We start from the raw sequence: 25,357 nt of genomic DNA on the forward strand, positions 1-25,357 counted from the left end.
TGAAATGCGCGTAGCCCTTTACCAATGCCCGCCGCTGCCGCTTGACGTTGCCGGTAACCTGCAACGTCTGCAACAGCTTGCGACAGAAGCCAAGGGCGCCGACCTGCTAGTGTTCCCGGAGATGTTCCTGACCGGCTACAACATCGGTGTCGACGCGGTCAGCGTCCTGGCCGAGGCGCACAACGGTGAGTCGACGCAGCAGATCGCACGGATTGCCAGAATCTCGGGAGTCGCCATTCTGTACGGCTACCCCGAGCGCGCCGAGGACGGGCAGATCTACAACGCCGTGCAGTTAATCAACGCGCAAGGCGAGCGCGTGTGCAACTACCGCAAGACCCACCTGTTCGGCGATCTCGACCACTCGATGTTCAGCGCCGGCCAGGATGAGTTTCCGATTGTGGAGCTCAATGGCTGGAAGCTCGGCTTTTTGATCTGCTACGACCTGGAGTTCCCGGAAAACGCCCGACGCCTGGCCCTGGCCGGTGCCGAGCTGATCCTGGTGCCCACGGCGAACATGATTCCCTATGACTTCATTGCCGACGTGACCGTGCGCTCGCGGGCCTTCGAAAACCAGTGCTACGTGGCCTACGCCAACTACTGCGGGCGTGAAGGCGACATCCACTATTGCGGGCAAAGCAGCATAGCCGCGCCGGACGGCAGCCGTATCGCCCAGGCAGGTCTGGATGAGGCGTTGATCGTTGGCACGCTGGACCGGCAGTTGATGCAGGACTCCCGGGCCGCCAATCGCTATTTCCTCGACCGTCGCCCCGAACTGTACGACGCACTGAACAAGCGTTGACCCCTGGTTTTCGCTAGCATGAGCGCTTCCTCAGTAGCGGAAGTGCTCATGCCTGCGCCGACCCACCTTCACCCCCACACCGAAACCCTGGCCAACGGCCTGCGGGTTTCGCTTCGTCATGCCCCCGGTTTGAAGCGTTGCGCAGCCCAGTTACGGGTCGCGGCGGGTAGCCACGACGCCCCGCAGGCCTGGCCTGGGCTGGCGCACTTTCTTGAGCACATGTTGTTCCTCGGCACCGAGCGTTTTCCTGCCAGTGAAGGGCTGATGGCTTACGTGCAACGTCACGGTGGGCAGGTGAATGCACAAACCCGTGAACGCACCACTGACTTCTTCTTCGAATTGCCACCCAAATCCTTCGCCGGTGGGCTGGAGCGCTTGTGCGACATGCTCGCCCACCCGCGCCTGAACACGGACGATCAACTGCGTGAACGGGAAGTGCTGGAAGCGGAGTACCACGCCTGGTCCCTGGATGTGTCGGCGCAGCAACAGCAGGCGTTGTTCAATGGTCTGGCGCCAAATCACCCGTTGCGGGGCTTTCACGCAGGCAATCGCGCGAGCCTGGCGGTGTCCAACCCAGAGTTCCAAGAAGCGCTGGGCGGGTTCTATCAGCGTTTTTATCACACCGGCCAAATGACCTTGAGCCTCGCCGGCCCGCAGCCGCTGGATGAACTGCGCAACTTGGCGCAACGTATGAGCGCCGACTTCGCCGTCGCAAATCATCAGCCGCAAAGTGCGCCGCCAGCATTGATGGCAGCTTCGCAGTCAACTTATCAACAGGCTGACGAACGCCGGTTGAACCTGCTGTTTGCGCTTGAAGCACTGCCGGATTCGTCCCCCGAGGCACTGGATTTTCTCTGCACGTGGCTGAACACCGCGAAACCCGGTGGCCTGTTCGCCGAGTTGCGCCAGCGCCAGTTGATCGAGAGCCTGAAGGCCGCGCCGCTGTACCAGTTCGCCGGACAAGCGCTGTTGCAGGTCGAGTTTAAACTGAGCGCCACCGCCACCCCACAGGCCGAGACTCTCCGTGAGCTGTTCAACGATTGGCTGGGTTTCTTTGCCGAACATGTCGAAACGTCTGAGTTGCGCGAAGAATATGCCCTGCTGCAACAGCGAAAGCACCAGGCCAGCAACGCCTTGGCGCTGGCCCGACTGGACGGCGAACAACGGGAACCCCGGCTGTCGGACACAGGTGTCGTTGCCCTCAGCGTGATCCTGCAACAGATCAACCCGACGCCTGTGGATAACATGAGCGTCGCCTGGCAACTGCCTGCGGCCAATCCATTCCTGCACAGCGCTGAAGAACCCGCGCCAGCCGGGCTGATTCGCGGGCAAACCAGCGCCCATCGCGGCTTGCGCACGTTCGCTCAGGACCGCACGCGAGGCCGGCGTGAGCGCTCGTCCATGCAGTTCAGTCCCGCACTGGCGCAGGCTAATGGCGAAGCGGCACTGTGCCTGCGCTGGCATCTCGACCCCGCAGTGCCTGCCAATGTTCAGCCAACGCTCGCTCGCAGCCTGCAAAGCCTGTGCGACGACGCGCTTCAGGCGGGCGTCGAGCTGTCCTTCAGTGAAACCGGCAACCAATGGTTGCTGAAGATGAGCGGATGGCATGAGCCGATGCCGGCGATTCTTGAACAGGCGTTGCAGTGCCTGGCCAACCCCGCCGCCGATGCCTGGCTCAACACTGACGCACCTGCGCCGCTGATTGCGATTCGCCAATTGCTCAAGGCGCTGCCCGCGCAGTGTCAGGGGCAACAGCCAAACCCGAGCGCTCAGCCAGGCACGGCGGATGACCTCCAGCAAATCTGGGCCAGCGCACGCTGGGAAGGACTGGCCGCAGGTCTGCCGGCCACCGCTCAAACCGCAATCACCCGCGCCTTGAGCCGCGCGCCCGGTATTCCCGACAGCGAGATGAGCGCACCGGCGTCTATTGCCGGTCAACGTCTGTGGTCTGAGCTGCCCTGTGCAGGCAACGAACACGCCTTGCTGCTGTTTTGCCCTACACCGACTCAGGAACTGGCCGACGAGGCCGCATGGCGAATGCTCGCCCACGTCTGCCAAACGCCGTTCTACCAACGTCTGCGGGTCGAACTGCAATTGGGTTACGCGGTGTTCAGTGGCGTCCGACAGGTCAACGGCCAAACCGGTTTGCTGTTCGGCGTGCAATCGCCGAAGACGCCGGTGAACGAACTGCTCGATCGCCTGGAGTTGTTCCTCACCCAACTGCCGGATCTGATATCGACGCTCGATGATGAGGCGTTGATCCATCAGCAACAGGCCTTGGCCGAGCAGCTCGACGGCAATGCCATGCCACTTGCCCAGGCCTTTGAATTGTTGTGGCAGGGCAAACTGGGTGGCCACTCGTCGGATTACCTGCTTCAGTTACAACAGGCCGTGTGCCGACTGGACCGCAGCGCGTTGCTCGACGCGGCAAGGCGCTTGATTCACGCAGAAGGAGGCCGCAGATGCCTGGCCAGCGGTGCTCGCCCGGATGACACCTGGCAACCGACAGACTGATCTTTACCGGGGCTGTAACGGGCTTTCTTCGGCAGATGCCTCCAATTAGCGGAAACGTTTCAGTAACATAGCCTGCCATGCATCCGAACATCTCCTGCCGGAGGTGGACTATATGTATACAGCCCAATCTGAAGGAGCGTTTTTATGACCTGGTCCAAACCTGCCTACACCGACCTGCGTATCGGCTTTGAAGTCACCATGTACTTCGCCAGCCGTTGATTTGTTGCGCAGCACAACGCCTCGGCCCGTCCGGGGCGTTTTTATTTTCAGTTTACGAGTGATGGAGCGGCCATGTTTGTCCAGATTCTAGGTTCCGCCGCCGGCGGCGGGTTTCCGCAGTGGAACTGCAACTGCGTGAACTGCGCAGGTTTTCGCGACGGCAGCCTGCGGGCCGAGGCGCGCACCCAGTCGTCCATCGCGCTTTCCGATGACGGCGTGAACTGGGTGCTGTGCAACGCCTCGCCGGATATCCGCGCACAACTCCAGAGCTTTGCCCCGATGCAACCGGGCCGTGCCCTGCGTGACACCGGCATCAGCGCGATCATCCTGATGGACAGCCAGATCGACCACACCACCGGCCTGCTGAGCCTGCGCGAAGGTTGCCCGCATCAGGTCTGGTGCACCGACATGGTTCATGAGGACCTGAGCACCGGGTTCCCGCTGTTCACCATGCTCACCCACTGGAACGGTGGGCTGAACTGGAACCGCATCGAACTCGACCAGAGCTTCACCGTCCCGGCCTGCCCGAACCTGCGCTTCACGCCGTTGCCCCTGCGCAGCGCCGCACCGCCCTACTCGCCGCACCGTTTCGACCCGCATCCGGGCGACAACATCGGTTTGATCGTCGAAGACCTGCGCACGGGCGGCAAGCTGTTCTACGCGCCGGGGCTGGGCAAGGTCGATGGGCCGCTGCTGGACATCATGGCGAGCAGCGATTGCCTGTTGGTGGACGGCACGATGTGGGACGACGACGAAATGCAGCGCCGTGGCGTCGGCACCCGCACCGGTCGCGAGATGGGCCACCTGGCGCAGAACGGCCCTGGCGGCATGCTGGAAGTGCTGGAGCAACTGCCCGATCAGCGCAAAGTGCTTATCCACATCAACAACACCAATCCGATTCTTGATGAAGACTCGGCCGAGCGCGCAGAACTGGTTCGGCGCAATGTTGAAGTGGCTTATGACGGCATGAGTATTTTGCTGTAGCGGATGCCCTCATCGCGAGCAAGCTCGCTCCCACAGAGATTTCGTTTGCTCAACAGATCCAATGTGGGAGCGAGCTTGCTCGCGATGAGGCCAGAGCAAACACCACAGAATCCACCGGTCTTGCCCGGAGAACCGAAATGACTGACACACCGCTGTCCCCCGCCGAGTTCGAACACGCCCTGCGGGCCAAAGGCGCCTACTACCACATCCACCATCCTTATCACGTGGCGATGTACGAAGGCCGGGCGACCCGCGAGCAGATTCAGGGCTGGGTCGCCAACCGCTTCTACTATCAGGTGAACATCCCGCTCAAGGACGCTGCGATTCTGGCCAACTGCCCGGACCGCGAGATTCGCCGCGAGTGGATTCAACGCCTGCTCGACCACGACGGCGCCCCCGGTGAAGACGGCGGCATCGAGGCCTGGTTGCGCCTCGGCCAAGCGGTGGGCCTGGACCCGGATCAACTGCGCTCCCAGGAACTGGTGTTGCCCGGCGTGCGTTTCGCTGTGGACGCCTACGTCAACTTCGCCCGCCGCGCCAATTGGCAGGAAGCCGCCAGCAGCTCGCTGACCGAGCTGTTCGCCCCGCAAATCCACCAGTCTCGCCTGGACAGCTGGCCGCAGCATTACCCGTGGATCGACCCGGCCGGTTACGAATATTTCCGCACGCGCCTCGGCCAGGCGCGGCGCGACGTCGAGCATGGTCTGGCGATCACCTTGCAGCACTACACCACGTATGAAGGCCAGCAGCGCATGCTGGAAATTCTCCAGTTCAAACTGGACATCCTTTGGAGCATGCTCGATGCCATGAGCATGGCCTACGAACTGAACCGCCCGCCCTATCACAGCGTGACCGCGCAGCGGGTCTGGCATAAAGGAATCGCGTTATGAATTTCGACCGCAGCAAAACCCCGACCTGGCGTCCCGGCTATCGCTTCCAGTACGAACCGGCGCAAAAAGGCCATGTGCTGCTGTACCCCGAAGGCATGATCAAACTCAACGAAAGCGCCGCGCTGATTGGCGGTTTGATCGACGGCGAACGTGATGTCGCGGCCATCATCACCGAACTCGATGCCCGGTTCCCCGGCGTGCCCGAGCTCGGTGACGACATCGAGCAATTCATGGAGGTCGCCCGTGCAGAACACTGGATCGAACTCGGCTGAGGCCTTGGTCATCCCGCCCAAGCCCGAGACTGGCCTGCCGCTGTGGCTGCTCGCCGAGCTGACCTACCGCTGCCCGCTGCAATGCCCTTACTGCTCGAACCCGCTGGATTTTGCCGAACAAGGCAAGGAACTGAGCACCGAGCAGTGGATCAAGGTATTTCGCGAAGCACGGGAGATGGGCGCCGCGCAGTTGGGCTTCTCCGGTGGCGAGCCGCTGGTGCGTCAGGACCTTGCCGAGCTGATTGGCGAGGCGCGCAAACTGGGCTTCTACACCAACCTGATCACCTCGGGCATCGGCCTCACCGAACAGAAAATCAGCGACTTCAAGCAGGCCGGGCTGGATCACATCCAGATCAGCTTCCAGGCCAGCGACGAACAGGTGAACAATTTGTTGGCCGGCTCGAAAAAAGCCTTCGCGCAAAAGCTCGAAATGGCCCGTGCGGTGAAGGCCCACGGCTACCCGATGGTGCTGAACTTTGTCACCCACCGGCACAACATCGACAAGATCGACCGCATCATCGAGCTGTGCATTGCCCTTGAGGCGGACTTCGTCGAACTCGCCACTTGCCAGTTCTACGGCTGGGCCCAGCTCAACCGCGTCGGTTTGCTGCCGACCCGGGAACAACTGGTGCGCGCCGAACGCATCACCAACGAATACCGCGCCAGGCTGCAAGCCGAAGGTCACCCGTGCAAGCTGATCTTCGTCACCCCGGACTACTACGAAGAACGCCCCAAAGCCTGCATGAACGGCTGGGGCAGTATCTTCCTGACCGTCACACCGGACGGCACTGCCCTGCCGTGTCACGGCGCGCGGCAAATGCCGGTGCAATTCCCGAACGTGCGCGATCACAGCATGCAGCACATCTGGTACGACTCGTTCGGCTTCAACCGCTTTCGCGGTTACGACTGGATGCCCGAACCCTGCCGCTCATGCGATGAGAAAGAAAAGGACTTTGGCGGCTGCCGTTGCCAGGCCTTCATGCTCACAGGCGACGCCAGCAATGCCGACCCGGTGTGCAGCAAGTCCGAACATCACGGTGTGATTCTCAAGGCCCGCGAAGAAGCCGAACACGCCACCCAGACCATCGAACAACTGGCCTTTCGCAATGAACGAAACTCACGCCTCATCGCCAAAGGCTGACCCCTTGAGCGCCCTCAAGGCTGTCGCCGCTGGCATCGACTTCGCAGACTTGCGCGCCGGCCCGCACGGCCTGTTCTGGAACGAATACCGCCCGGATGACGCCGCTTGCCGGATCTGGCATTGGCGCGACGGTGCCGCCCGGTGCCTGACTCCGCTCGGGTTCAGCGTGCGCAGTCGGGTCTATGAGTACGGCGGCGGGGCATTTTGCCTGAGCGATGAGGGGGTGGTTTTCGTCAACGAGGCAGATCAACAGCTGTATCGCCAGTCGCTGCAAGATGAAGAACCTGAAGCGCTGACATCCGGTGGATGCCGATACGGCGACGTGCAATATGCCGCTGGCCGGGTGCTCGCCGTTGAAGAACAACGCGACCGGCATCGCCTGGTGGCCATTGATCTGGCTGACGGGCAGCGACATCTGCTGGTGGAAGGCGCCGACTTCTATGCCGCGCCTACCTTGAGCCCGGATGCCCGACGCCTGGCCTGGATCGAGTGGAGCCGGCCACATCAGCCCTGGACCTCGACGCGGTTGATGGTTGCCGAGCGCAACGCCGAGGGTGATTTCGGTCTGCCGCGCTGTGTGGCCGGCAACGCGGGTGAAGAGTCCCTGCAACAGCCGCGTTTTGATGACGCCGGTCGCCTGTATTGCCTGACGGACCGCGCCGGATTCTGGCAGCCATGGGTCGAGAGCGAATCGGGTTTACGGGCATTGCCCAGCGCACAGGCCGATCACGCTCCCGCGCCGTGGCAACTCGGCGGCGCTACCTGGCTGCCACTGGGTAACGAGGCGTATCTGGCCAGTTGGACGCTGGAAGGCTTCGGCTATTTGGGCCTGCGTGCCGGCGAAGCACTTCAGGACCTGACCGGCGAATTCAGCCGTTTTCGCAATCTGGCGCTGGATGAGCAATTCGTTTATTGCATCGCCGCATCACCGGTCCGACCTTCGGCGGTGATTGCCATCGACCGCACCACCCATCAGGTCCGGGTACTGGCCGGAGGCACTGCGCTGTTACCGGTCGAGATGATCAGCCAACCGCAAACCCTGCGTTACCCCAGCGGAGCGGGCGAGGCCCATGGCTTCTTTTACCCGGCCATGACCGATGTCCCCCGGCCGCCACTGGTGGTGTTCATTCATGGCGGGCCAACGTCGGCGTGCTACCCGATGCTCGACCCGCGCATCCAGTACTGGGCGCAACGCGGCTTTGCCGTCGCGGACCTCAACTATCGCGGCAGCAGCGGTTATGGCCGGGCTTATCGACAGGCGCTGCACCTGAACTGGGGCCAAGTGGACGTCGAAGACGCCTGCGCCGTAGTCGCTTACCTCGCCGGGCAAGGCCTGATCAACGGCGATCACGCGTTCATTCGCGGCGGCAGTGCGGGCGGCTACACCACGCTCTGCGCGCTGGCCTTTCACGATGTCTTCAGTGCCGGGGCCAGCCTTTACGGCGTCAGCGATCCGGTTGCCCTGGGCCGCGCCACGCACAAGTTCGAAGGCGACTACCTGGATTGGCTGATCGGCGACCCCGAACGGGACGCCGAGCGCTACCACGCCCGCACACCCTTGCTGCATGCCGACAACATCCGCGTGCCGGTGATCTTCTTCCAGGGCGAACTCGACGCCGTGGTGGTGCCGCAACAGACCCGCGACATGGTCGAAGCGCTACAGGCCAACCACATTCCGGTCCAGGCCCACTACTACGCCGACGAACGCCACGGTTTTCGCAAGGCTGGCAATCAGGCCCATGCGCTGGAACAGGAATGGTTGTTTTACGAAGGCCTGATGAACCGCTGATCAGCGCTTGGCGATGATGTACACCGCGTGCACGATCCCCGGGATGTAACCGCACAAGGTCAGCAGAATATTCAGCCAGAACGCGCCGCCAAATCCCACTTGCAGAAACACACCCAGTGGCGGCAACAGAATGGCGATGATGATGCGAATGAAATCCATAGGGTCAGCTCCGGATCGGGGTTGGCTCGGAGGAGCCACACCCTCAGTCGACCCGCGCCGCGCGTGAGGGTTCAGAGAAATACCCGTCAGAAACGACGTCTTGATCCGCTCAAGGCAATAGCCTGCCCTTCAAGCCAGTATTTCGAGCCCGTGCTTCTGCACGATACTCAGCAGCTTCAGCGCCATGCCGCTGGGGTGTTTGTCTCCGGCTTCCCACTGCTTGACCGTGGAAGCGCTGGTGTTCAGATAACGAGCGAACACCGGCTGACTGACATTGCTGCGCTCGCGCAACGCCTTGATCTGCTCGGCCGCGATGGCCTGCGGCACCTGGGCCAGGCACGACTCATCGAACTGACGCATGGTGGTCTTGCCAATGGCACCGATCTTCAATAAGGCACTGGCCGAATCGTGAACCGACTCCAGGGCTTCACTCTTGAACTGCTTACTCATGATGTATCTCCACAAACTCCTTCATCTCCAGCAACTGCTGGACCTGTGTTTGATTCAGCCCTTCGTAGGCCTTGGCCAATGCCCGAAAAGCACCCAGTTCCACTGGGCTGATGTTGCTTTGGTCTTTCTTGGCAAACAGAAACGGGTAAACCCAGTAGCGTCCACCTTTGGCCAGGACAATCGAACGGTGACGGTTTTCGTTCAAGCGTTTTTTCCACACACCACCGCCAAGACTGACAGCCTGCCCTTTAAGCAACTCCAGAAATGCACAGCGCAACTCGTCATCACCGATCCAGGCTTTGCCTGCCTGAATTGAAAAACGCCGAGTCTTGAACAGCCTGATCGCCATGGGCATCCCTTCCAAAGTTAACATACCACTGAGTGGTATATATTCGAACAAGCTTCACTACAGACAGTCGCTGTGACGGCATCGGCAATCCTTAAAGCCACTGATTCAGATCAGTGCTCAAGCGCGGGATGGCATTCGGCAAATCCTTGAGACAAAAAAACGCCCCCTGCCAAAAAAATCAGGCAGGAGGCGATGCGTTATACCGCGAGACGGTTCGGGAATTTGAGAGGTGGTGCTCGGGTCAGACTGCGATGCCTTTACGGCACTGGAGTTGGGCGGTGCGTACCCGGGAAAAGGCCCGGGTCAGGCGCAGGAGCATTTCGTCGATGTTGGCCTTGCTGACCGTCAGCGCCGGGGTGAAGCGCAGGCAATTGGCTTGGGGAGCGTTCAGCAGTAAACCTTCGTACAGCGCGGCTTTCACCACCGCGTCAGCCGAGTCGTCGCTCAGCGTCAGACCCCAGAGCAAGCCTTGGCCGCGTAGTTCGCCGTGGCCGTACCGATTGGCCAGCCGAGCCAAGCCTTCGCGCAGGTGCTGAGCACTTTCGCGAACGTGCTCGAGGAAGCCGTGGTCGAGCACACTGCCGAGTACCGCCAGACCGGCAGCGCTCATCAGCGCGTTTCCGTGATGGGTGCCGTGCAGTTCGCCCGGCGCAAAGCAACACGCAGTACCGCGCGCCAGCAACGCCGCCACCGGCACCCCGCCACCCAGCCCTTTGCCCAGCACTGTAATGTCGGCACGCACGCCATAGGTTTGCTCGGCCAGCAAGGTGCCGCAACGTCCGACACCGGTTTGCACTTCGTCGAGGATCAACAGGATGCCCAGCTCACGGCACAGCCGTTCGACACCCTTGAGGTAATGCTCTGTGGCGGGAATCACCCCGGCCTCGCTCTGGATCGGTTCAAGCATGATCGCCACCGTCCGGGCATCAACGGCAGCGTGCAGGGCCGGCAAGTCATTGAACGGGATGCGGCTGAAACCGGGAAGCTGCGGCTCAAAGCGATTGTTCTGACAGTCCGAGGCAGACATCGCCGCAAACCCGTGGCCATGGCAACTGCCACTGGCGGTGATGATTCGCGACGCGCCGCCACGATGCAACTGGCCCCACTTGCGCGCCAGTTTGATTGCCGCCTCGCAGGCTTCGGTGCCGCTGTTGAGCAGGTACGCCTGATCGCTGCCAGTGCTCTGGCACAACCGTTCGGCGAGGGTGAGCTGCGCACGGTTGTGCAAGCCAAACCCCGGATTGATCAACGCCTGCGATTGAGCACTGATGGCGTTGACCAGCGCCGAAGGGCTGTGCCCGAGGCTATTGGCTGCGCCGCCCTGAGTGAAATCGAGGTAGGCGCGGTCGTCGCTGTCCCATAGCCAGGAACCCTGGCCGCGTACGAAAATTTGCCGCGGGCGCTCAACGCTCGGCATCAGGCACTCACTGGACGGGTTATCGCACTGGACGGACGCAGGCTCCACGGTCAGATCATCCAGGCTCGGCTGAGGGCGACGCAGGTTGAACAGATTCATGCGCGCAGCCCCTCCAACGGCAGACCCAGCAAACGTGCAGACCAGTCCTCGACGCGCCCGCTGCGCATGCGCTTTATCGCGATATCACGCCAGCGCGAAGAGAGCGCCGGGCAGTCCACCAGTTTCTTCAAGCCTGCATGCTCCAGCGGTTCGCGATAAAAGCTGCGCAAGGCCCAGGCCACGGTGAGGCCGGGGTAACTGCGCTGAATCAGTTCGAACGGTTGATCGGCGCTGACAAAACCGGGTTTGAGCACACGGTAGAACCAGCCACAGCGGCCAGTGTCCTGCGCCAGTTGCGGCAGGATCGGCACGCCCCAGCGATGGCTCAGGCGATAGCACGGCGAACGCGGCTGGCTGATCTGCAACAAGGCGCCACCCCAGCGAAACATGTCGCCCAGGCACACGTGTTCTTCGGTCAGCCCATGAGTCGAGAGGTTTTCACCGAAGGCCGGTGCGCTCCAGTCGACCTGTGGATAACGTTTGCGCCAGTAGGCGTAGTGCTCGGCGGGGTAATGATGCAGGGCGCGTTCGGGGCCGGTATGAAAGCGCGGGTCGCCGTGTTCATCACTGCCCAGGCCTTGTGGCCACAACCAGAGCCGATTGGCAATTCGCTGTTTGTCGATATCGCTGATCAAACCCTGCCCGAGGTTTTTTGCCTTGCCTATGTAAACACCATCAACGTAAACGGTATTCATCGCGCTCTCTGGCCCTGTAAGCCTTGTGAATGCGGTTAGACTAGGCTCCTGCGGGGCCTCGGGCCATTTCGATTTTCCAGCATTTTCGATAAGCATTACTTATGGATTTCAAACAACTGCGTTACTTCGTCGCGGTGTACGAAGAAGGCCACGTCGGCCGGGCTGCCGAACGCCTGTCGATCTCTCAACCGGCGCTCTCGCAGCAGATTCGCCACCTGGAGCAGAACCTCGATGTGAGCCTGTTCGAGCGCAGCAGCAAACGCCTGTTGCCCACCCTTGCCGCTCACACCTTATACAACCACGCCCTGCCCTTGCTCGACGGCATGCAGCGGGCACGTGAGGCGCTGGGTAACTTCAAGGGCCAGGCGTTGCGCACGCTGGCCATCGGCGTGCTGCAAACCGTTCACACCAGCCTGGTGCCGCAGATGCTTGAGCGCGTGCGCACCGCCCAGCCCCATCTGGTGGTGCAGATCTATGAGCTGACGGGTTTGGAAATCGAGCGACGCTTGCTCAATGGCTCGCTGGACATCGGCATCAGCTACCTGCCACCGCGCCAACCTGGCCTGCACGGCGTGCTGTTGTACGAAGATGAACTGACACTGGTCATCCCCGCCGACCATCCGCTGCGTGAATTCAAGAAAGTCTCCATGCGCCAGGCCGCCGAGCTGCCGATGTTGCTGCTGGGGGAAGAGTTTCAAGTACGACAGATCTGGCAGACCCAACTGGCCAGTCTCGGGCGCCGGCCTCAGGTGCAGGCGGAACTGAACAACATGGCCGGGATTCTCGACAGCCTGCCCCACACCAAACTGGTGACCGTACTGCCGGGGCGCTCGCAACAGGAGCACGGGAACAAGGCACTGCTGTGGAAACCACTGAGTGAGCCACGCGTGCCGCTGAAAGTAGGCTTGGTGTGTCGCGACGTGCAACGCCAGCAAGCAACACTGGAGTTGTTGCGCAATCTGCTGGAAGACGTGATAAATGGCCCGGACGGGCGAATCACACACCCGACAGTCCTGGACGTGCAGGGCTGAGCGGCAAAAACACAAATCGCAGGCAAAAGAAAACCCCGCCGAAGCGGGGCTTTGCAGACTGTTTCCCTGACATCCATTTCACTCCGCCATCCTGGCAGAATCCTACGTGTCCCTGTTATTGCTTTGCGCTTCCTGCGCTACGTCCATGAACAGTAGATTAGCCGTGGATCCAATTCTCGGGTAGCAGCGAACAGCAGCACGTCATGTAAGACATTGCTTACATGACGTTACATCCCTCAGAACTGCGCCGCGTCCAACAGGAACAGCGATTCGCTACCGGCCTTGACCGACGCGCTCAGCGAGTGAATCCGCGGCAGCAGACGGGCGAAGTAGAAGCGTGCAGTGCCGAGTTTGCTGGCGTAGAAGTCGTCCTGGGCCTCTTTGCCCAAGGAGGCCTTGGCCATCAGTGCCCACATGTAGGCGTAGGAAACGTAGCCGAATACTTGCAGATATTCGACGGAAGCCGCGCCGATTTCGTTCGGGTTATTTTTCACACGGTCCAGCAGCCAGGCAGTCAGTTCATCCAGCGTGCCGACAGCGTCGTTCAACGGTTGAGTGAACTCCGCCAGATCGGCGCTCGCGGTGGCCGTGAAATGGCGAATCTCATCGGCGAACAGCTTGTAGTACGCCCCGCCGCTGCCGACGATCTTGCGCCCGACCAGGTCCAGCGCCTGAATGCCATTGGTGCCTTCGTAGATCTGTGTGATCCGCACGTCGCGCACCAGTTGTTCCTGGCCCCACTCGCGGATGTAACCGTGGCCGCCGAACACCTGCTGGCCATGAACCGTGGTTTCCAGGCCCAGGTCGGTCAGGAATGCCTTGGCCACCGGAGTCAGCAGCGCAACCAAGTCTTCCGCACGCTTGCGGGTGGTCGGGTCTTCGCTGAACTTGGCGGTGTCCAGTTGCATCGCCACGTAGGTGGAGAACGCACGACCACCTTCGTTCGAGGCTTTCATGGTCAGCAGCATGCGCCGCACGTCCGGGTGGACGATGATCGGGTCAGCCACTTTGTCCTTGTTCTGCGCGCCAGTCGGCGAACGGCTTTGCAGACGGTCGCGAGCGTACTCGACGGCGTTCTGGTACGAGCGTTCGCCAGTGGCCAGGCCCTGGATACCGACGCCCAGACGCTCGTAGTTCATCATGGTGAACATTGCCGCCAAACCTTTGTTCGGCTCACCCACCAGGTAACCCACGGCTTCGTCGAAATTCATCACACAGGTCGCGGACGCCTGGATGCCCATTTTGTGTTCGATCGAGCCGCAGTTTGCCGGGTTACGTGCACCCAGGCTGCCATCGGCGTTGACCATGAACTTCGGCACCAGGAACAGCGAGATGCCCTTCGGCCCGGCCGGCGCGTCCGGCAGCTTGGCCAGCACCAGGTGAATGATGTTTTCGGTGAGGTCGTGTTCGCCACCGGTGATGAAAATCTTGGTCCCGCTGACTTTGTAGGAACCGTCTGCCTGCGGTTCAGCCTTGGTGCGGATGATCCCCAGGTCTGTGCCCGCGTGCGGCTCGGTCAGGCACATGGAACCGGCCCACACGCCGGCGTACATGTTCGGCAGGTAAGCGGCTTTCAGTTCTTCGCTGGCATGGGCGTTGATCGACAGGCAGGCACCGGCGGTGAGCATCGGGTACAGACCGAATGACAGGCTGGCGGAGTTGACCATTTCTTCGACCTGCGCCGAGACAGCCTTGGGCATGCCCATGCCGCCGTAGGCAGGATCGCCACCGACACCGACCCAACCGCCTTCAGCGTAGGTCTGATAAGCCTGTGGGAAACCTGCTGGCGTGGTGACGGCGCCGTCGCTCCAGTGGCAGCCTTCTTCGTCGGCGGCACGGCTGAGCGGTGCGATGCTTTTGCTGGTGACTTTGCCGGCTTCCTCAAGGATTGCCTCGACGGTATCGGCATCGACGGTGTCGGCCAGGGCAGGCAGCTCGGCCCAGAGTTTGGCGACCTCGAAAACTTCATTGAGGACGAAGCGCATATCGCGCAGGGGCGCTTTGTAGTCAGCCATGGCAAACCTCGTGAGAACGTGAAAAGTGATTCGTGGGATCGGAATTCAACAAGACCCTGAGTGTAACCGAACAACTTTTACGACACATAGGGTCAGCTAGTGACTTGTTTGTAATTTTTAGTCACTGACGATTGATCTGAAGATTTCAGCGCAATCAGCCCTCAACCCGCAGCGCTGTCCATGCGCACTGCGCCACGGCGATTCTGACCGAACGCCATTACGCAGTTCCGCCCCGCGCCCTTGGCACTGTAGAGCGCCTGGTCGGCGGACTTGAGGACTTCTTCGGGCGTGCGCTGTTCGAGACGCTCGGCCACCCCGATGCTGACGGTGACCGAAACGGCGGACGCACCAGAACCGGCACGCCGTTGACGCCCTTGCTGGTCGTCTTGCGGGCGACTGTCCTGGTTACGCAACTGGATGAGGTAGCTGGCAATAGACTCGCGGATGACTTCCAGGTGCGGCATACATTCTTCGAGGGTTTTTCCGGCAAACACCAGGGCGAATTCCTCGCCACCATAGCGATAGGCCCGACCGCCACCGCTGATTTTCGACAGTTTACTGGCCACCAGCCGCAACACTTGGTCACCCACGTCGTGGCCATGGGTGTCGTTGAATTTCTTGAAGTGATCGACGTCGCTCATCGCCAGCACGTAATTGCGACCCAGGCGCTGCATGCGCTCGTTCAGGGCGCGGCGGCCCGGCAGGCCGGTCAGTTCATCGCGGAAAGCCATTTGATAGGCTTCATGGGCCACCGCCGCGGCAATCATCAACATCACCTGGCTGCACATGATGTTCAGGGTGAACGGCAGGATGAAGGTCTTGGGCAGCATCCAGAACAACCCGAGCAAACCCACCAACTGGGCAGCGTGCAAGGGGCGCGGGTTGCGCCAGTACTGAATCGCCAGCAACAGGAACGCGGCGAAAAACACCGGGTAGGACAACTGGATCAGGCTCATCCACGAGCCGTGCAATGCCGGCCAACGGATCTCGGCCAACCAGTTCAGCAAGGCATGCGGGTAACTTTGTTCCAGGCCCAGGGCCACGCTGCCAAAGGCCAGCAGCACGGCAAAGCGCGCCACCATGTCTTGAAACAAATGGGTACGTTCCTGCCAGGCACCGAACAGTCCGTACAGCAGCGGCAACAGCAGACAACAGAGGTGAAAAACCACCGCCGCGTCATCACGAACTTTGCCGTTGTCACGGTAGTAATCGGTCTGGGTATCCAGCAGGAAGTAGGCGATGTACACCGTGACCATCAGAAACAGTTCACGCTGACGTCGGTAAACTGCGCAATACGCACCGCCGAGCAACAGCACCAAGGTTGGCAACACGTTGAACAGCGAAGTGAAGAAGACGTTGAGATCCTTGACGTAGGCAGCCGCAAGCCCTGCAAGCAACAACAGCAGCGATGGTAGGAAATGACTGAAACGTACAGCGGAAGAACGCAACAAGGGTAAAGCTCCGACCCGGCAAATCAATAGATGGCATTGTGCCTTCATTTCGGACAGTTAAGCACATGCAATGTGACCGGCATCACATCGCACACTCTTTAACGGCAGCAACAGCGTTCTACTTAGCGTTTTAGTCGGGAATTTTTGCAGCCTCGCGGCCACCTTCCTCGCAGGCATAAAAAAGCCGCTGCTTCCAAAGAAGCAGCGGCTGATTGAAGATCCGCGTAAGGCTTAGTAGCCCAGTGCGAAGTCTTCTTCTTTCATGTCCATCAGGTTGTTCGCGCCCGACAGCATGGTCACAACGTGAGTGCGGGTACGTGGCAGGATGCGCTGGAAGTAGAAACGCGCCGTCTGCAGCTTCGCGGTGTAGAACGCCGCTTCGGTGGTGCCGGCAGCCAGTTTTTCAGCAGCCAGACGCGCCATGTCAGCCCAGAAGTAGGCCAGGCACACGTAACCGGAGTACATCAGGTAGTCCACGGACGCCGCGCCCACTTCTTCGCGGTCTTTCATCGCGGCCATACCGACCTTCATGGTCAGCTCGCCCCACTCTTTGTTCAGGGCCGCCAACGGTACAACGAACTCTTTGACGGCTTCGTTGCCTTCGTTGGTCTGGCAGAATTTGTGGACGATCTTGGTGAAGCCTTTCAGAGCCTCGCCTTGAGTCATCAACACTTTGCGGCCCAGCAAGTCGAGTGCCTGGATGCCGGTAGTGCCTTCGTACAGCATGGAAATGCGGCTGTCGCGAACGTTCTGCTCCATGCCCCACTCGGCGATGAAGCCGTGGCCGCCGTAGATTTGAACGCCGTGGTTGGCAGATTCAAAACCGACTTCAGTCATGAAGGCTTTGGCGATTGGCGTCATGAACGCCAGCAGTGCGTCGGCTTTCTTCTTCTCTTCCTCGTCCACACCGTACTTGACGATGTCGACCTGTTTGGCCGTGAAGTAAACCATCGCCCGGTTACCTTCAGCGAACGCCTTCATGGTCAACAGCATGCGGCGTACGTCAGGGTGCACGATGATCGGGTCGGCCGCTTTGTCTGGTGCTTTCGGGCCAGTCAGGGAGCGCATTTGCAGACGGTCGCGAGCGTATTTCAGGCCGCCCTGGAAACCGATCTCGGCGTGAGCCAGACCTTGCAGTGCCGTACCCAGACGCGCGGTGTTCATAAAGGTGAACATGCAGTTCAGGCCTTTGTTCGCCGGGCCGATCAGGAAACCGGTGGCCGCGTCGAAGTTCATCACGCAGGTGGCGTTACCGTGGATGCCCATTTTGTGTTCCAGGGAACCACAGGTCACGGCGTTGCGTGCACCGATGCTGCCGTCAGCATTCGGCATGAACTTTGGAACGATGAACAGCGAAATGCCTTTGGTGCCAGCCGGCGCATCCGGCAGGCGTGCCAGAACGATGTGGACGATGTTGTCGGCCATGTCGTGCTCACCGGCCGAGATGAAGATCTTGGTGCCGGAAACCTTGTAGGAGCCATCAGCCTGAGGCTCGGCCTTGGTGCGCAGCATGCCCAGGTCGGTGCCGCAGTGCGGTTCGGTCAGGCACATGGTGCCGGTCCATTCGCCGGAAACCAGTTTGGTCAGGTAAGCCTCTTGCTGCTCAGGCGTGCCGTGCTCGGAAATGGTGTTCATCGCGCCATGGGACAGGCCTGGGTACATGCCCCACGACCAGTTGGCTTCGCCAACCATTTCGCTCACAGCCAGACCCAGAGACTCCGGCAGGCCTTGGCCACCGTGCTCTACGTCGTGGGCCAGGCTTGGCCAGCCGCCTTCAACGAATTGCTTGTAGGCTTCTTTGAAGCCAGTCGGGGTCTTAACGCCGGACTCACTCCAGGTACAGCCTTCGGTATCGCCCACGCGGTTCAGCGGTGCCAGCACCTGCTCACAAAACTTGGCGCCTTCCTCAAGAATGGCGTCAACCATGTCAGGAGTAGCGTCCTGGCATGACGGAAGGCTCTGATAATGCGCTTCGTAGCCGAGCAGTTCGTCACGAACGAAGCGAATATCACGCAAGGGGGCCTTGTAGTCAGGCATAGCGATAAACCTCTGCTGATGTAACCGGGAATGGACGACCGCGTTGAATTGTTATGACGGTCAAACAGTTGTTTGAAACATACGTTTACGCCGAAATCTTGTCAAGCGTCGATCCTTTGCCGTTCGTCACGGCTGGCATCACAACGCGCACGCGAACGCCCGCAGCCCTTGCGTGAAGCAAAAGCCGTGTCGTGTATGAAAGATTAGTAGAACGAGTAGCACATGCCCGACAGAACGCCGCACTCAGCGCGGCGTTCGGGCAGCAGGCTCAGCGAGGGATCAAGCGAAGGTATCAATCAGCGTTCCGAGCATTTCATCCGCAGCTTTGGCGACTTTGACGCCCAGCTCTGCCTGAATCTTGCCCTGGGACATGTCGACCATGCTGCTGGCCAGGTCCGATTGCTGACTGCGATCCACGGAACGCAGTCGATCCACCTGGGTTTCGGAAGACTGGCTGGTGACCGAACGTTCAATCGTGGTGCTGGCGATCTGGCTGGCCGCTTGATCGACACGGTTCTGCCCTGTCTGAATGGTGCTCAGACCGGCGTAGAAAGCGGTATTCCCTGAGATTTCCATGGGAGAACTCAACCCTGCAAAGGATAAACAGCGTTCATTGAAGCAGACACGCCGGCAAAACACCCGACAAAAACACTAATGGCACAGTGCCTTGTCATAGGCAAAATCTAGTCAAGCAAGTCCAGTTGAAGGTATTCGGCCACCGCTTCCGCCGTCACCGACTTGAGCCTCGGCACCCGTCCCAGGCACGGTGCCGGCAGACGCTCGGCCAAGGTGGCGAGGTTTTCTTCCAGGCGCGCAGTCTTGGGCTCAATGATGTTGGCCACCCAACCGGCCAACTGCAAACCGTCCTGAGCAATCGCTTCGGCCGTCAGCAGCGCATGATTGATGCACCCCAGGCGCACCCCGACCACCAGAATCACCGGCAGATCGAGTGCCATCGCCAGGTCCGAAAGATTGTCCTGATCGGCCAGCGGCACTCGCCAGCCGCCCGCGCCCTCGATCAAGGTGAAATCGGCCTGCTGATCCAGAATGTGCCGCATCGGCGCCAACAACGACTGGACCGTCAGCGCCATCCCCGCCTCACGCGCCGCGAGATGCGGTGCGATGGCGGGCTCAAAGGCTACCGGATTGACCTCCGCATACGTCAGCGGCAACGAACACTGCGCCATCAGCGCCAGGGCATCGGCATTGCGCAGACCTTTGGGCGTCACGTTGCAACCGGACGCCACCGGTTTGCCAGCCGCCGTGCTCAACCCGGCCAACCGCGCCGCATGCAGCAAACCGGGCCGCGATGGTGGTCTTGCCAACGTCGGTGTCGGTGCCGGTAATGAAATAGGCTGCACTCATCGCGGTTTCTCCAAAACGGCATAGACCACCTGATACGTCGCAGGCAGGCCGTGTTCCTTTCGATAATGCTCGTACGCGTCGACCAACCCTCGGATCCGCGCCCGCCCGGTCAAACCACCCGGCCGCCCCGGATTCAGATTATGCGCGCCCAGCGCTTTCAACTCATGGGTCAGGCTGCGCACATCCGGGTAATGCAACACATGGGGGGCGTTTTCCAGGCTGATGACTTTCAAGCCACTGTCGGCACACAGCTGTTCATACGCGCCAAACTCTCGGAAACGGTTGACGTGTACCAGACCATCGACCTGACACCAACTGTCACGCAATTCGTACAGCGTGCCCACACACAAACTGGCGAACGCCAACACGCCGCCCGGTTTGAGCACGCGCTGGGCTTCGCTCAACACCGAGGCGAAATCGGCGCACCACTGCACCGCCAGGCTGGAGAAAATCAGATCGCAGCTCTGCGCCTGCAATGGCAAACGCTCAGCGTCACCGGCCACGAAATGCGTCGCACCGCCCTGTGGCCGTGCGTGATTGAGCATGCCTTCGGCGATGTCCAGCGCCAAACCTTCGCTGGTGGAAAAGCGCTCGCCCAGTACGCGACTGAAATAACCCGTGCCGCAGCCCAGATCCAGCCAACGGCTGGGTGCGGAACCGGCCGGCAAGCGGCTCAGCAACTCGCCGCCCACCGCGCGTTGCAACTCGGCGACGCTGTCGTAACTGGCCGCCGCACGGGAGAAGGACGCCGCCACCTGACGTTTGTCGGGCAAGCCACCGGGCAGGTTGGGAAGGGATAAATCAGTCATCAGCGCACTCATGCAAAAAAGCCTGGATCGCCCCCGCCACACCGTGAGGGTCTTCCAGAAGAAACGCGTGGCTGGCCTGTTCAATCAGACCGATTTCAACATCCGGCAACAACGTCAGCAAATCACTGGCCGCCTCGGCCGGGACCAGGCCATCGAGGCCGGCAAACACGTGCAACTGCGGGCCACGAAAAGCCTGCAAGGCCTGGCGTGTATCCATTTGTGCGAGTAACTCCAGACCGGCCATCAAGACCGGCGCCGGTGTATGCGGCGCACCACCCAGCAGCAGGCGCGCGAGCCCACGCGGGTCGGCGGCGCCCTGAGCGCACAACAGGCTGAAGCGTTTGAGGGTCAGGCGCGGGTCGGCGGCGCATCCCGCGAGGAACGCATCGAAGGTCTCCCCCGCCATCGCGTTCGGCCATTGGGCATGGGCTACGAAAGACGGATTACTGGCCAGCGTCAGCACACCGCAGCAATGCTCGCCACGACGGGCCGCCAACTCGGATGCCAGCATCCCGCCCAGCGACCAGCCACCCAGCCAGGCGTCTTGAGGCAGGTTCGAATCCAGCTCGTCGAGCCATTCTTCAAGGTCGCAGGACTGAAGTTCCGGCAGCGGCTCGATCTCGACCCGCAGGTGTTCATCCAACCCTTGCAACGCGGCGGCCAGAGGTTCCAGCGGTGAAATGCCCAGGCCCCAACCGGGTAGCAGAATCAGACGATCACGCATGGTTTGGCTCCGGTTTCAGGTGTTGAAAACAATCGGCCAGACCTTCTAACAATAGCTGGACCTGCGCTTCACTGTGGGCGGCGGTCAGGGTCACGCGCAGACGTGCGCTGCCAGCCGGCACGGTGGGCGGACGAATCGCCGTCACCATCAAGCCGCGCTCACGCAATCGCTGCGACCAGCGCATGGCAACTGCGGTGTCACCGATCATGATCGGCTGGATCGGCGTGAAGCTCTCCATCAACGTCAGGCCTATCTGCTGCGCGCCTTGGCGGAACTGGCGGATCAGCGTGTTCAAGTGCTCACGGCGCCAGTGTTCGCTGCGCAGCAGTTCAAGACTTTTCAGCGTCGCGCAGGCCAGCGCAGGTGGCTGGCTGGTGGTGTAAATGTAGGGCCGAGCAAACTGGATCAGGCTTTCGATCAGGTCTTCACTGCCGGCGACAAACGCGCCCGCCGTACCGAACGCCTTGCCCAGCGTGCCGACCAACACCGGTACCTCATCCTGGCTCAGGCCGAAGTGCTCGACCACCCCACCACCGTTGGCACCCAGCGGACCGAAGCCGTGGGCGTCGTCGACCATCAGCCACGCGCCCTTGGCTTTCGCTTCCTGGGCCAGCGCAGGCAGGTCGGCGATATCACCGTCCATGCTGAACACGCCATCGGTGACCACCAGCGTATTGCCGGTGGCTTTCTCCAGACGCTTGGCCAGGCTGACCGCGTCGTTGTGCAGGTAACGATTGAAGCGCGCACCGGACAACAGGCCCGCGTCCAGCAGTGAAGCGTGATTGAGCCGGTCTTCCAGCACGGTGTCGCCCTGCCCGACCAGCGCCGTCACGGCACCGAGGTTGGCCATGTAACCGGTGGTGAACAGCAGCGCACGCGGGCGTCCGGTCAGGTCGGCCAGTGCTTCTTCCAGGGCATGATGCGGACCGCTGTGGCCGATCACCAGATGGGAAGCACCGCCCCCGACGCCCCAACGGGAGGCACCGGCACGCCAGGCTTCGATCACTTGAGGGTGATTGGCCAGACCGAGGTAATCGTTGTTGCAGAACGCCAGCAACGGCTGACCGTCGACCACCACGTGCGGCCCTTGAGGGCTGTCGAGCAATGGGCGCTGGCGATAAAGGTTTTCGGCACGACGGGCAGCAAGGCGCGCGCTGAGATCGAAAGACATGCAGACCTCGGACAGTCAGATCACATAAATCAAGGTAGATGCAATCTATGTGGGAGCGGGCTTGCCCGCGATGAGGGCATCAGGTTCAACATAAGTGTCGACTGACAGATCGCTATCGCGGGCAAGCCCGCTCCCACAGGACTTTGCATTCCTTCAGAGGAATCGGTCGAAGCGTCAAACAGCGGCGTTATAGAACTGCTCGCTGCTCTTCTGCTCCACCAGCGCTTGCTCGATGGCTGCCTGATGCACTTCGTCGGCGTGCTCTTCGCGGGCCTCCGGCAGAATCCCTAAGCGCCCGAACAACTGCATGTCCTTGTCGGCTTGCGGGTTGGCAGTGGTCAGCAGTTTTTCGCCGTAGAAAATCGAGTTGGCACCGGCAAAGAACGCCAGGGCCTGCATCTGTTCGTTCATTGCCTCGCGGCCGGCGGACAGACGCACGTGGGATTGCGGCATCAGGATACGGGCAACCGCGAGCATGCGGATGAAGTCGAACGGGTCGATTTCTTCGGCGTTTTCCAGCGGCGTACCGGCGACCTTAACCAGCATGTTGATCGGCACCGACTCCGGGTGCTCCGGCAGGTTGGCCAACTGGATCAGCAGGTTGGCGCGGTCATCCAGCGACTCGCCCATGCCCAGGATGCCGCCCGAACAGATCTTCATCCCCGAATCGCGCACGTACGCCAGCGTTTGCAGGCGCTCGCTGTACGTACGGGTAGTGATGATGCTGCCGTAGAACTCCGGGGAGGTGTCGAGGTTGTGGTTGTAGTAATCGAGGCCAGCCTGGGCCAACGCTTCGGTCTGGTCCTGATCGAGGCGGCCGAGGGTCATGCAGGTTTCCAGGCCCATGGCTTTCACGCCTTTGACCATCTCCAGCACGTAGGGCATGTCTTTGGCTGACGGGTGTTTCCACGCCGCGCCCATGCAGAAACGGGTCGAACCAATGGCCTTGGCGCGGGCAGCCTCTTCGAGGACCTTCTGCACTTCCATCAGTTTTTCTTTTTCCAGGCCGGTGTTGTAGTGACCGGACTGTGGGCAATATTTGCAATCTTCCGGACAGGCGCCAGTCTTGATCGACAACAGGGTCGAGACCTGGACCCGGTTGGCGTCGAAGTGTGCACGGTGCACCGTCTGCGCCTGGAACAACAGGTCATTGAATGGCTGAACGAAGAGTGCTTTGACTTCGGCCAAAGACCAGTCATGACGCAGGGTGGCAGTGGTGCTGGCGCTCATGGGCGTTTCCTTGTTTATGCTTGGCTTGCGGGGTGGAAAGGGAATGTCCACAGCCGCGACACGGATGTTCGGCATATTTAAGGAAGACTTATGCGCTGTCAACCACGACACAAAGGCTCGGTTTACATCTGGTTAAAAAACAAACAGACCTGTTTGTTGTGCAACGAACCGTCCGATACCCCTCAAGCGATATGCACACCCTGCGAAACCGAGCTGCCCTGGCTCGGCGATCATTGCCAGACCTGCGCCCTGCCACTGCCCGTGGCGGGCATGACCTGCGGCCAATGCCTGAAGCAACCGCCAGCCTTCGAACAGGTTATCGCCCCCTGGACCTACAACTTTCCGGTGGACAGCCTGATCACCCGTTTCAAGCACAACGCCAAGTGGCCTTATGGGCGCCTGCTCGGCGAACTTCTCGCGCAATCGCTGCAACATCGCTTCGATGAAGGCCTGACTCGCCCTGATGCGCTGGTGCCGGTGCCTCTGGCCAGCAAACGCCTGCGTGAGCGCGGTTACAATCAGGCCGCGATGTTGGCTCACTGGCTTAGCGACAGCCTGAAGCTTGCGTGCGATGAAGGGTTGCTGCTGCGAACCCACGACACCGCCGCGCAACAGGACCTCGACGCCAAGGCGCGCAAACAGAACCTGCGCACAGCCTTTGCGCTGACCGCCGGGGCCGTGGTCACTGGCCGACACCTGGCGTTGGTCGACGACGTGCTGACCACCGGCGCCACGGCCGAAAGCCTTGCTCGCCTGTTACTCAAGGCCGGCGCAGCGCGGGTGGATGTCTATTGCCTGGCGCGCACCCCAAAACCCGGGGGCTGACTTGACTCCCGCGTGCCAAGCCGCCAACGTCCAACCCTATCAACCCTATCAACCCTTGCGTGCAGCGCCTTGCCATGTCCTTGCCTACCTTGTTGTCCCAACACATCGTCCGTCGTCCGCAGCGCATTGCCTTGCTGCAACACATCGCCGAACAAGGCTCGATCACCCGTGCGGCGAAAAGCGCGGGGCTGAGCTACAAAGCGGCCTGGGATGCCATCGATGAACTGAACAACCTGGCGCAAAAACCCTTGGTGGAACGCAGCGTCGGCGGCAAGGGCGGCGGTGGCGCGAAGCTCTCGGCCGAAGGCGAACGCGTGCTGCGGCTTTATCAACGGCTGCAAGCCTTGCAGGCACAAGTGCTGGAAGCCGCCGAAGACGCCAGCGACCTCGACCTCGACCTGCTCGGGCGCCTGATGCTCAGGACCAGCGCGCGCAATCAACTGCACGGCAAGGTCGCGACCATCGACACTCAGGGCCGCAACGACCTGATCAGCCTGGAACTGGCCGAAGGGCTGATCCTCCAGGCGCAGATCACCCACGACAGCACGCGGCGCCTGGAGCTGGAAACCGGCACCGAAGTCGTGGCGCTGATCAAGGCCGGCTGGCTGGAGTTGCTGGCCGCCGATCAATCGGCAACACCGGGACACAATTGCCTGAAGGGCATCATCGAGGAGATTCTCGACGCCGAAGACGGCCCCAGCGAAGTGCGAATCGCCCTGCCCAATGGTCAGACCTTGTGCGCCCTGGCGGAGCCGCTGCACCTGAAAACGCTGGGCTTGAGTGCTGAAAAAGCCGTACAGGTGCAGTTCTCGCCCTCCAATGTGTTGCTGGGTACGCCGCTCTGAGTGAAGGCCGCTACGCAACGCCGAACACCCCTGCAACATTTCCTTCATCGACGCTCTTTAAGGTGACTGCAAAAACC

At 61.0% G+C, this 25,357-nt stretch carries 24 protein-coding genes and 1 pseudogene; 11 read left to right on the top strand and 14 right to left on the bottom strand.

Translation table 11 applies throughout. The features are described from left to right. Positions 1-4: 4 nt before the first annotated feature. The 8 genes from AABM54_RS23775 (at position 5) to AABM54_RS23810 (ending at position 8,608) form a co-directional block, all read left to right on the top strand. Positions 5-799 (top strand): carbon-nitrogen hydrolase family protein, encoded by a 795-nt coding sequence (locus AABM54_RS23775; protein ID WP_347902353.1) that lies wholly within the window; start codon positions 5-7, stop codon positions 797-799. Between the two features lie 48 nt (positions 800-847). Next, the gene (pqqF, locus tag AABM54_RS23780; protein ID WP_347902354.1) at positions 848-3,313 is read left to right on the top strand and encodes a pyrroloquinoline quinone biosynthesis protein PqqF; all 2,466 of its coding nucleotides are present in this window, start codon (positions 848-850) and stop codon (positions 3,311-3,313) included. Positions 3,314-3,457: 144 nt separating this feature from the next. After that, positions 3,458-3,532, top strand: a complete 75-nt coding sequence (gene pqqA, locus AABM54_RS23785) for a pyrroloquinoline quinone precursor peptide PqqA (protein ID WP_003194766.1) — start codon at positions 3,458-3,460, stop codon at positions 3,530-3,532. 72 nt (positions 3,533-3,604) lie between these two features. Continuing rightward, complete coding sequence (gene pqqB, locus AABM54_RS23790) at positions 3,605-4,516, top strand: pyrroloquinoline quinone biosynthesis protein PqqB (protein ID WP_347902355.1); 912 nt, start codon at positions 3,605-3,607, stop codon at positions 4,514-4,516. 137 nt (positions 4,517-4,653) lie between these two features. After that, on the top strand, positions 4,654-5,406 hold the full coding sequence (pqqC, locus tag AABM54_RS23795; RefSeq protein WP_347902356.1) for a pyrroloquinoline-quinone synthase PqqC: 753 nt from the start codon (positions 4,654-4,656) through the stop codon (positions 5,404-5,406). Continuing rightward, positions 5,403-5,678 carry a pyrroloquinoline quinone biosynthesis peptide chaperone PqqD gene (pqqD, locus tag AABM54_RS23800; RefSeq protein ID WP_347902357.1) on the top strand — a complete coding sequence of 92 codons (276 nt, stop codon included), beginning with the start codon at positions 5,403-5,405 and terminating at the stop codon, positions 5,676-5,678. Before pqqC ends, pqqD begins: the two co-directional genes overlap by 4 nt. Beyond that, positions 5,650-6,819, top strand: a complete 1,170-nt coding sequence (pqqE, locus tag AABM54_RS23805) for a pyrroloquinoline quinone biosynthesis protein PqqE (protein ID WP_347902358.1) — start codon at positions 5,650-5,652, stop codon at positions 6,817-6,819. Before pqqD ends, pqqE begins: the two co-directional genes overlap by 29 nt. Further along, a complete protein-coding gene (locus AABM54_RS23810; RefSeq protein ID WP_347902359.1) occupies positions 6,785-8,608 on the top strand; it encodes a S9 family peptidase in 1,824 nt (607 codons plus the stop codon). Before pqqE ends, AABM54_RS23810 begins: the two co-directional genes overlap by 35 nt. Here the strand turns inward: AABM54_RS23810 and AABM54_RS23815 are convergent, their stop codons facing one another. From AABM54_RS23815 to AABM54_RS23835, 5 genes are all read right to left on the bottom strand, one after another. Next, positions 8,609-8,767, bottom strand: a complete 159-nt coding sequence (locus tag AABM54_RS23815) for a YqaE/Pmp3 family membrane protein (protein WP_003228885.1) — start codon at positions 8,765-8,767, stop codon at positions 8,609-8,611. Positions 8,768-8,896: 129 nt separating this feature from the next. Beyond that, positions 8,897-9,217, bottom strand: coding sequence for a DNA-binding transcriptional regulator (locus AABM54_RS23820; protein WP_347902360.1), 321 nt, complete (start codon positions 9,215-9,217; stop codon positions 8,897-8,899). Next, positions 9,210-9,566, bottom strand: a complete 357-nt coding sequence (locus AABM54_RS23825) for a type II toxin-antitoxin system RelE/ParE family toxin (RefSeq protein ID WP_347902361.1) — start codon at positions 9,564-9,566, stop codon at positions 9,210-9,212. The genes AABM54_RS23820 and AABM54_RS23825 overlap by 8 nt, the downstream gene beginning before the upstream one ends. 241 nt (positions 9,567-9,807) lie before the next feature. Continuing rightward, positions 9,808-11,082, bottom strand: coding sequence for an aminotransferase class III-fold pyridoxal phosphate-dependent enzyme (locus tag AABM54_RS23830; protein ID WP_347902362.1), 1,275 nt, complete (start codon positions 11,080-11,082; stop codon positions 9,808-9,810). Beyond that, positions 11,079-11,777: an MOSC domain-containing protein gene (locus AABM54_RS23835; RefSeq protein WP_347902363.1), complete on the bottom strand. Its 699-nt coding sequence runs from the start codon at positions 11,775-11,777 to the stop codon at positions 11,079-11,081. The genes AABM54_RS23830 and AABM54_RS23835 overlap by 4 nt, the downstream gene beginning before the upstream one ends. 101 nt (positions 11,778-11,878) lie before the next feature. Between AABM54_RS23835 and AABM54_RS23840 the strand changes: the two genes are divergently transcribed. Further along, positions 11,879-12,808, top strand: coding sequence for a LysR family transcriptional regulator (locus AABM54_RS23840; RefSeq protein ID WP_347902364.1), 930 nt, complete (start codon positions 11,879-11,881; stop codon positions 12,806-12,808). Between the two features lie 236 nt (positions 12,809-13,044). Here AABM54_RS23840 and AABM54_RS23845 read toward each other — a convergent pair whose 3' ends face one another. The 9 genes and pseudogenes from AABM54_RS23845 to bioB form a co-directional block, all read right to left on the bottom strand. Continuing rightward, positions 13,045-14,823: an acyl-CoA dehydrogenase C-terminal domain-containing protein gene (locus tag AABM54_RS23845; protein ID WP_347902365.1), complete on the bottom strand. Its 1,779-nt coding sequence runs from the start codon at positions 14,821-14,823 to the stop codon at positions 13,045-13,047. A 161-nt stretch (positions 14,824-14,984) separates the two neighbouring features. Further along, complete coding sequence (locus AABM54_RS23850; RefSeq protein WP_347902366.1) at positions 14,985-16,274, bottom strand: GGDEF domain-containing protein; 1,290 nt, start codon at positions 16,272-16,274, stop codon at positions 14,985-14,987. Positions 16,275-16,505: 231 nt separating this feature from the next. Continuing rightward, positions 16,506-18,311 (bottom strand): phenylacyl-CoA dehydrogenase, encoded by a 1,806-nt coding sequence (locus AABM54_RS23855; protein WP_347902367.1) that lies wholly within the window; start codon positions 18,309-18,311, stop codon positions 16,506-16,508. Between the two features lie 279 nt (positions 18,312-18,590). Continuing rightward, a complete protein-coding gene (locus AABM54_RS23860; RefSeq protein ID WP_347902368.1) occupies positions 18,591-18,887 on the bottom strand; it encodes a pyrroloquinoline quinone biosynthesis protein PqqE in 297 nt (98 codons plus the stop codon). Between the two features lie 107 nt (positions 18,888-18,994). Further along, positions 18,995-19,676, bottom strand: a pseudogene (gene bioD, locus AABM54_RS23865) (dethiobiotin synthase). Beyond that, entirely contained in the window at positions 19,673-20,485 is an 813-nt protein-coding gene (bioC, locus tag AABM54_RS23870) for a malonyl-ACP O-methyltransferase BioC (RefSeq protein ID WP_347902369.1), read from the bottom strand. The pseudogene bioD and the gene bioC overlap by 4 nt, the downstream one beginning before the upstream one ends. Further along, on the bottom strand, positions 20,478-21,209 hold the full coding sequence (locus tag AABM54_RS23875; protein WP_347902370.1) for an alpha/beta fold hydrolase: 732 nt from the start codon (positions 21,207-21,209) through the stop codon (positions 20,478-20,480). Before AABM54_RS23875 ends, bioC begins: the two co-directional genes overlap by 8 nt. Further along, positions 21,202-22,380, bottom strand: a complete 1,179-nt coding sequence (gene bioF / locus AABM54_RS23880) for an 8-amino-7-oxononanoate synthase (protein ID WP_347902371.1) — start codon at positions 22,378-22,380, stop codon at positions 21,202-21,204. Before bioF ends, AABM54_RS23875 begins: the two co-directional genes overlap by 8 nt. A gap of 174 nt (positions 22,381-22,554) precedes the next feature. Next, positions 22,555-23,610 carry a biotin synthase BioB gene (gene bioB / locus AABM54_RS23885; protein WP_347902372.1) on the bottom strand — a complete coding sequence of 352 codons (1,056 nt, stop codon included), beginning with the start codon at positions 23,608-23,610 and terminating at the stop codon, positions 22,555-22,557. Between the two features lie 90 nt (positions 23,611-23,700). On the opposite strand from bioB, the gene AABM54_RS23890 reads away from it, so the two are divergent. Next, positions 23,701-24,435, top strand: a complete 735-nt coding sequence (locus tag AABM54_RS23890) for a ComF family protein (RefSeq protein WP_347902373.1) — start codon at positions 23,701-23,703, stop codon at positions 24,433-24,435. 74 nt (positions 24,436-24,509) lie between these two features. Next, positions 24,510-25,280 (top strand): TOBE domain-containing protein, encoded by a 771-nt coding sequence (locus AABM54_RS23895; RefSeq protein ID WP_347902374.1) that lies wholly within the window; start codon positions 24,510-24,512, stop codon positions 25,278-25,280. Positions 25,281-25,357 lie beyond the last annotated feature (77 nt).

Source organism: Pseudomonas purpurea (assembly GCF_039908635.1).
GTDB classification, from domain to species: domain Bacteria; phylum Pseudomonadota; class Gammaproteobacteria; order Pseudomonadales; family Pseudomonadaceae; genus Aquipseudomonas; species Aquipseudomonas purpurea.

Excerpts from the sequence above, each read along its gene's own strand:
- AABM54_RS23775 (WP_347902353.1), top strand. The coding sequence starts at position 5 with ATGCGCGTAGCCCTTTACCAATGCCCGCCGCTGCCGCTTGACGTTGCC.
- pqqF (WP_347902354.1), top strand. The coding sequence starts at position 848 with ATGCCTGCGCCGACCCACCTTCACCCCCACACCGAAACCCTGGCCAAC.
- pqqB (WP_347902355.1), top strand. The coding sequence starts at position 3,605 with ATGTTTGTCCAGATTCTAGGTTCCGCCGCCGGCGGCGGGTTTCCGCAG.
- pqqC (WP_347902356.1), top strand. The coding sequence starts at position 4,654 with ATGACTGACACACCGCTGTCCCCCGCCGAGTTCGAACACGCCCTGCGG.
- pqqD (WP_347902357.1), top strand. The coding sequence starts at position 5,403 with ATGAATTTCGACCGCAGCAAAACCCCGACCTGGCGTCCCGGCTATCGC.
- AABM54_RS23810 (WP_347902359.1), top strand. The coding sequence starts at position 6,785 with ATGAACGAAACTCACGCCTCATCGCCAAAGGCTGACCCCTTGAGCGCC.
- AABM54_RS23815 (WP_003228885.1), bottom strand. The coding sequence starts at position 8,767 with ATGGATTTCATTCGCATCATCATCGCCATTCTGTTGCCGCCACTGGGT.
- AABM54_RS23820 (WP_347902360.1), bottom strand. The coding sequence starts at position 9,217 with ATGAGTAAGCAGTTCAAGAGTGAAGCCCTGGAGTCGGTTCACGATTCG.
- AABM54_RS23825 (WP_347902361.1), bottom strand. The coding sequence starts at position 9,566 with ATGGCGATCAGGCTGTTCAAGACTCGGCGTTTTTCAATTCAGGCAGGC.
- AABM54_RS23830 (WP_347902362.1), bottom strand. The coding sequence starts at position 11,082 with ATGAATCTGTTCAACCTGCGTCGCCCTCAGCCGAGCCTGGATGATCTG.
- AABM54_RS23835 (WP_347902363.1), bottom strand. The coding sequence starts at position 11,777 with ATGAATACCGTTTACGTTGATGGTGTTTACATAGGCAAGGCAAAAAAC.
- AABM54_RS23840 (WP_347902364.1), top strand. The coding sequence starts at position 11,879 with ATGGATTTCAAACAACTGCGTTACTTCGTCGCGGTGTACGAAGAAGGC.
- AABM54_RS23845 (WP_347902365.1), bottom strand. The coding sequence starts at position 14,823 with ATGGCTGACTACAAAGCGCCCCTGCGCGATATGCGCTTCGTCCTCAAT.
- AABM54_RS23855 (WP_347902367.1), bottom strand. The coding sequence starts at position 18,311 with ATGCCTGACTACAAGGCCCCCTTGCGTGATATTCGCTTCGTTCGTGAC.
- AABM54_RS23860 (WP_347902368.1), bottom strand. The coding sequence starts at position 18,887 with ATGGAAATCTCAGGGAATACCGCTTTCTACGCCGGTCTGAGCACCATT.
- bioC (WP_347902369.1), bottom strand. The coding sequence starts at position 20,485 with ATGACTGATTTATCCCTTCCCAACCTGCCCGGTGGCTTGCCCGACAAA.
- AABM54_RS23875 (WP_347902370.1), bottom strand. The coding sequence starts at position 21,209 with ATGCGTGATCGTCTGATTCTGCTACCCGGTTGGGGCCTGGGCATTTCA.
- bioF (WP_347902371.1), bottom strand. The coding sequence starts at position 22,380 with ATGTCTTTCGATCTCAGCGCGCGCCTTGCTGCCCGTCGTGCCGAAAAC.
- bioB (WP_347902372.1), bottom strand. The coding sequence starts at position 23,610 with ATGAGCGCCAGCACCACTGCCACCCTGCGTCATGACTGGTCTTTGGCC.
- AABM54_RS23890 (WP_347902373.1), top strand. The coding sequence starts at position 23,701 with ATGCGCTGTCAACCACGACACAAAGGCTCGGTTTACATCTGGTTAAAA.
- AABM54_RS23895 (WP_347902374.1), top strand. The coding sequence starts at position 24,510 with ATGTCCTTGCCTACCTTGTTGTCCCAACACATCGTCCGTCGTCCGCAG.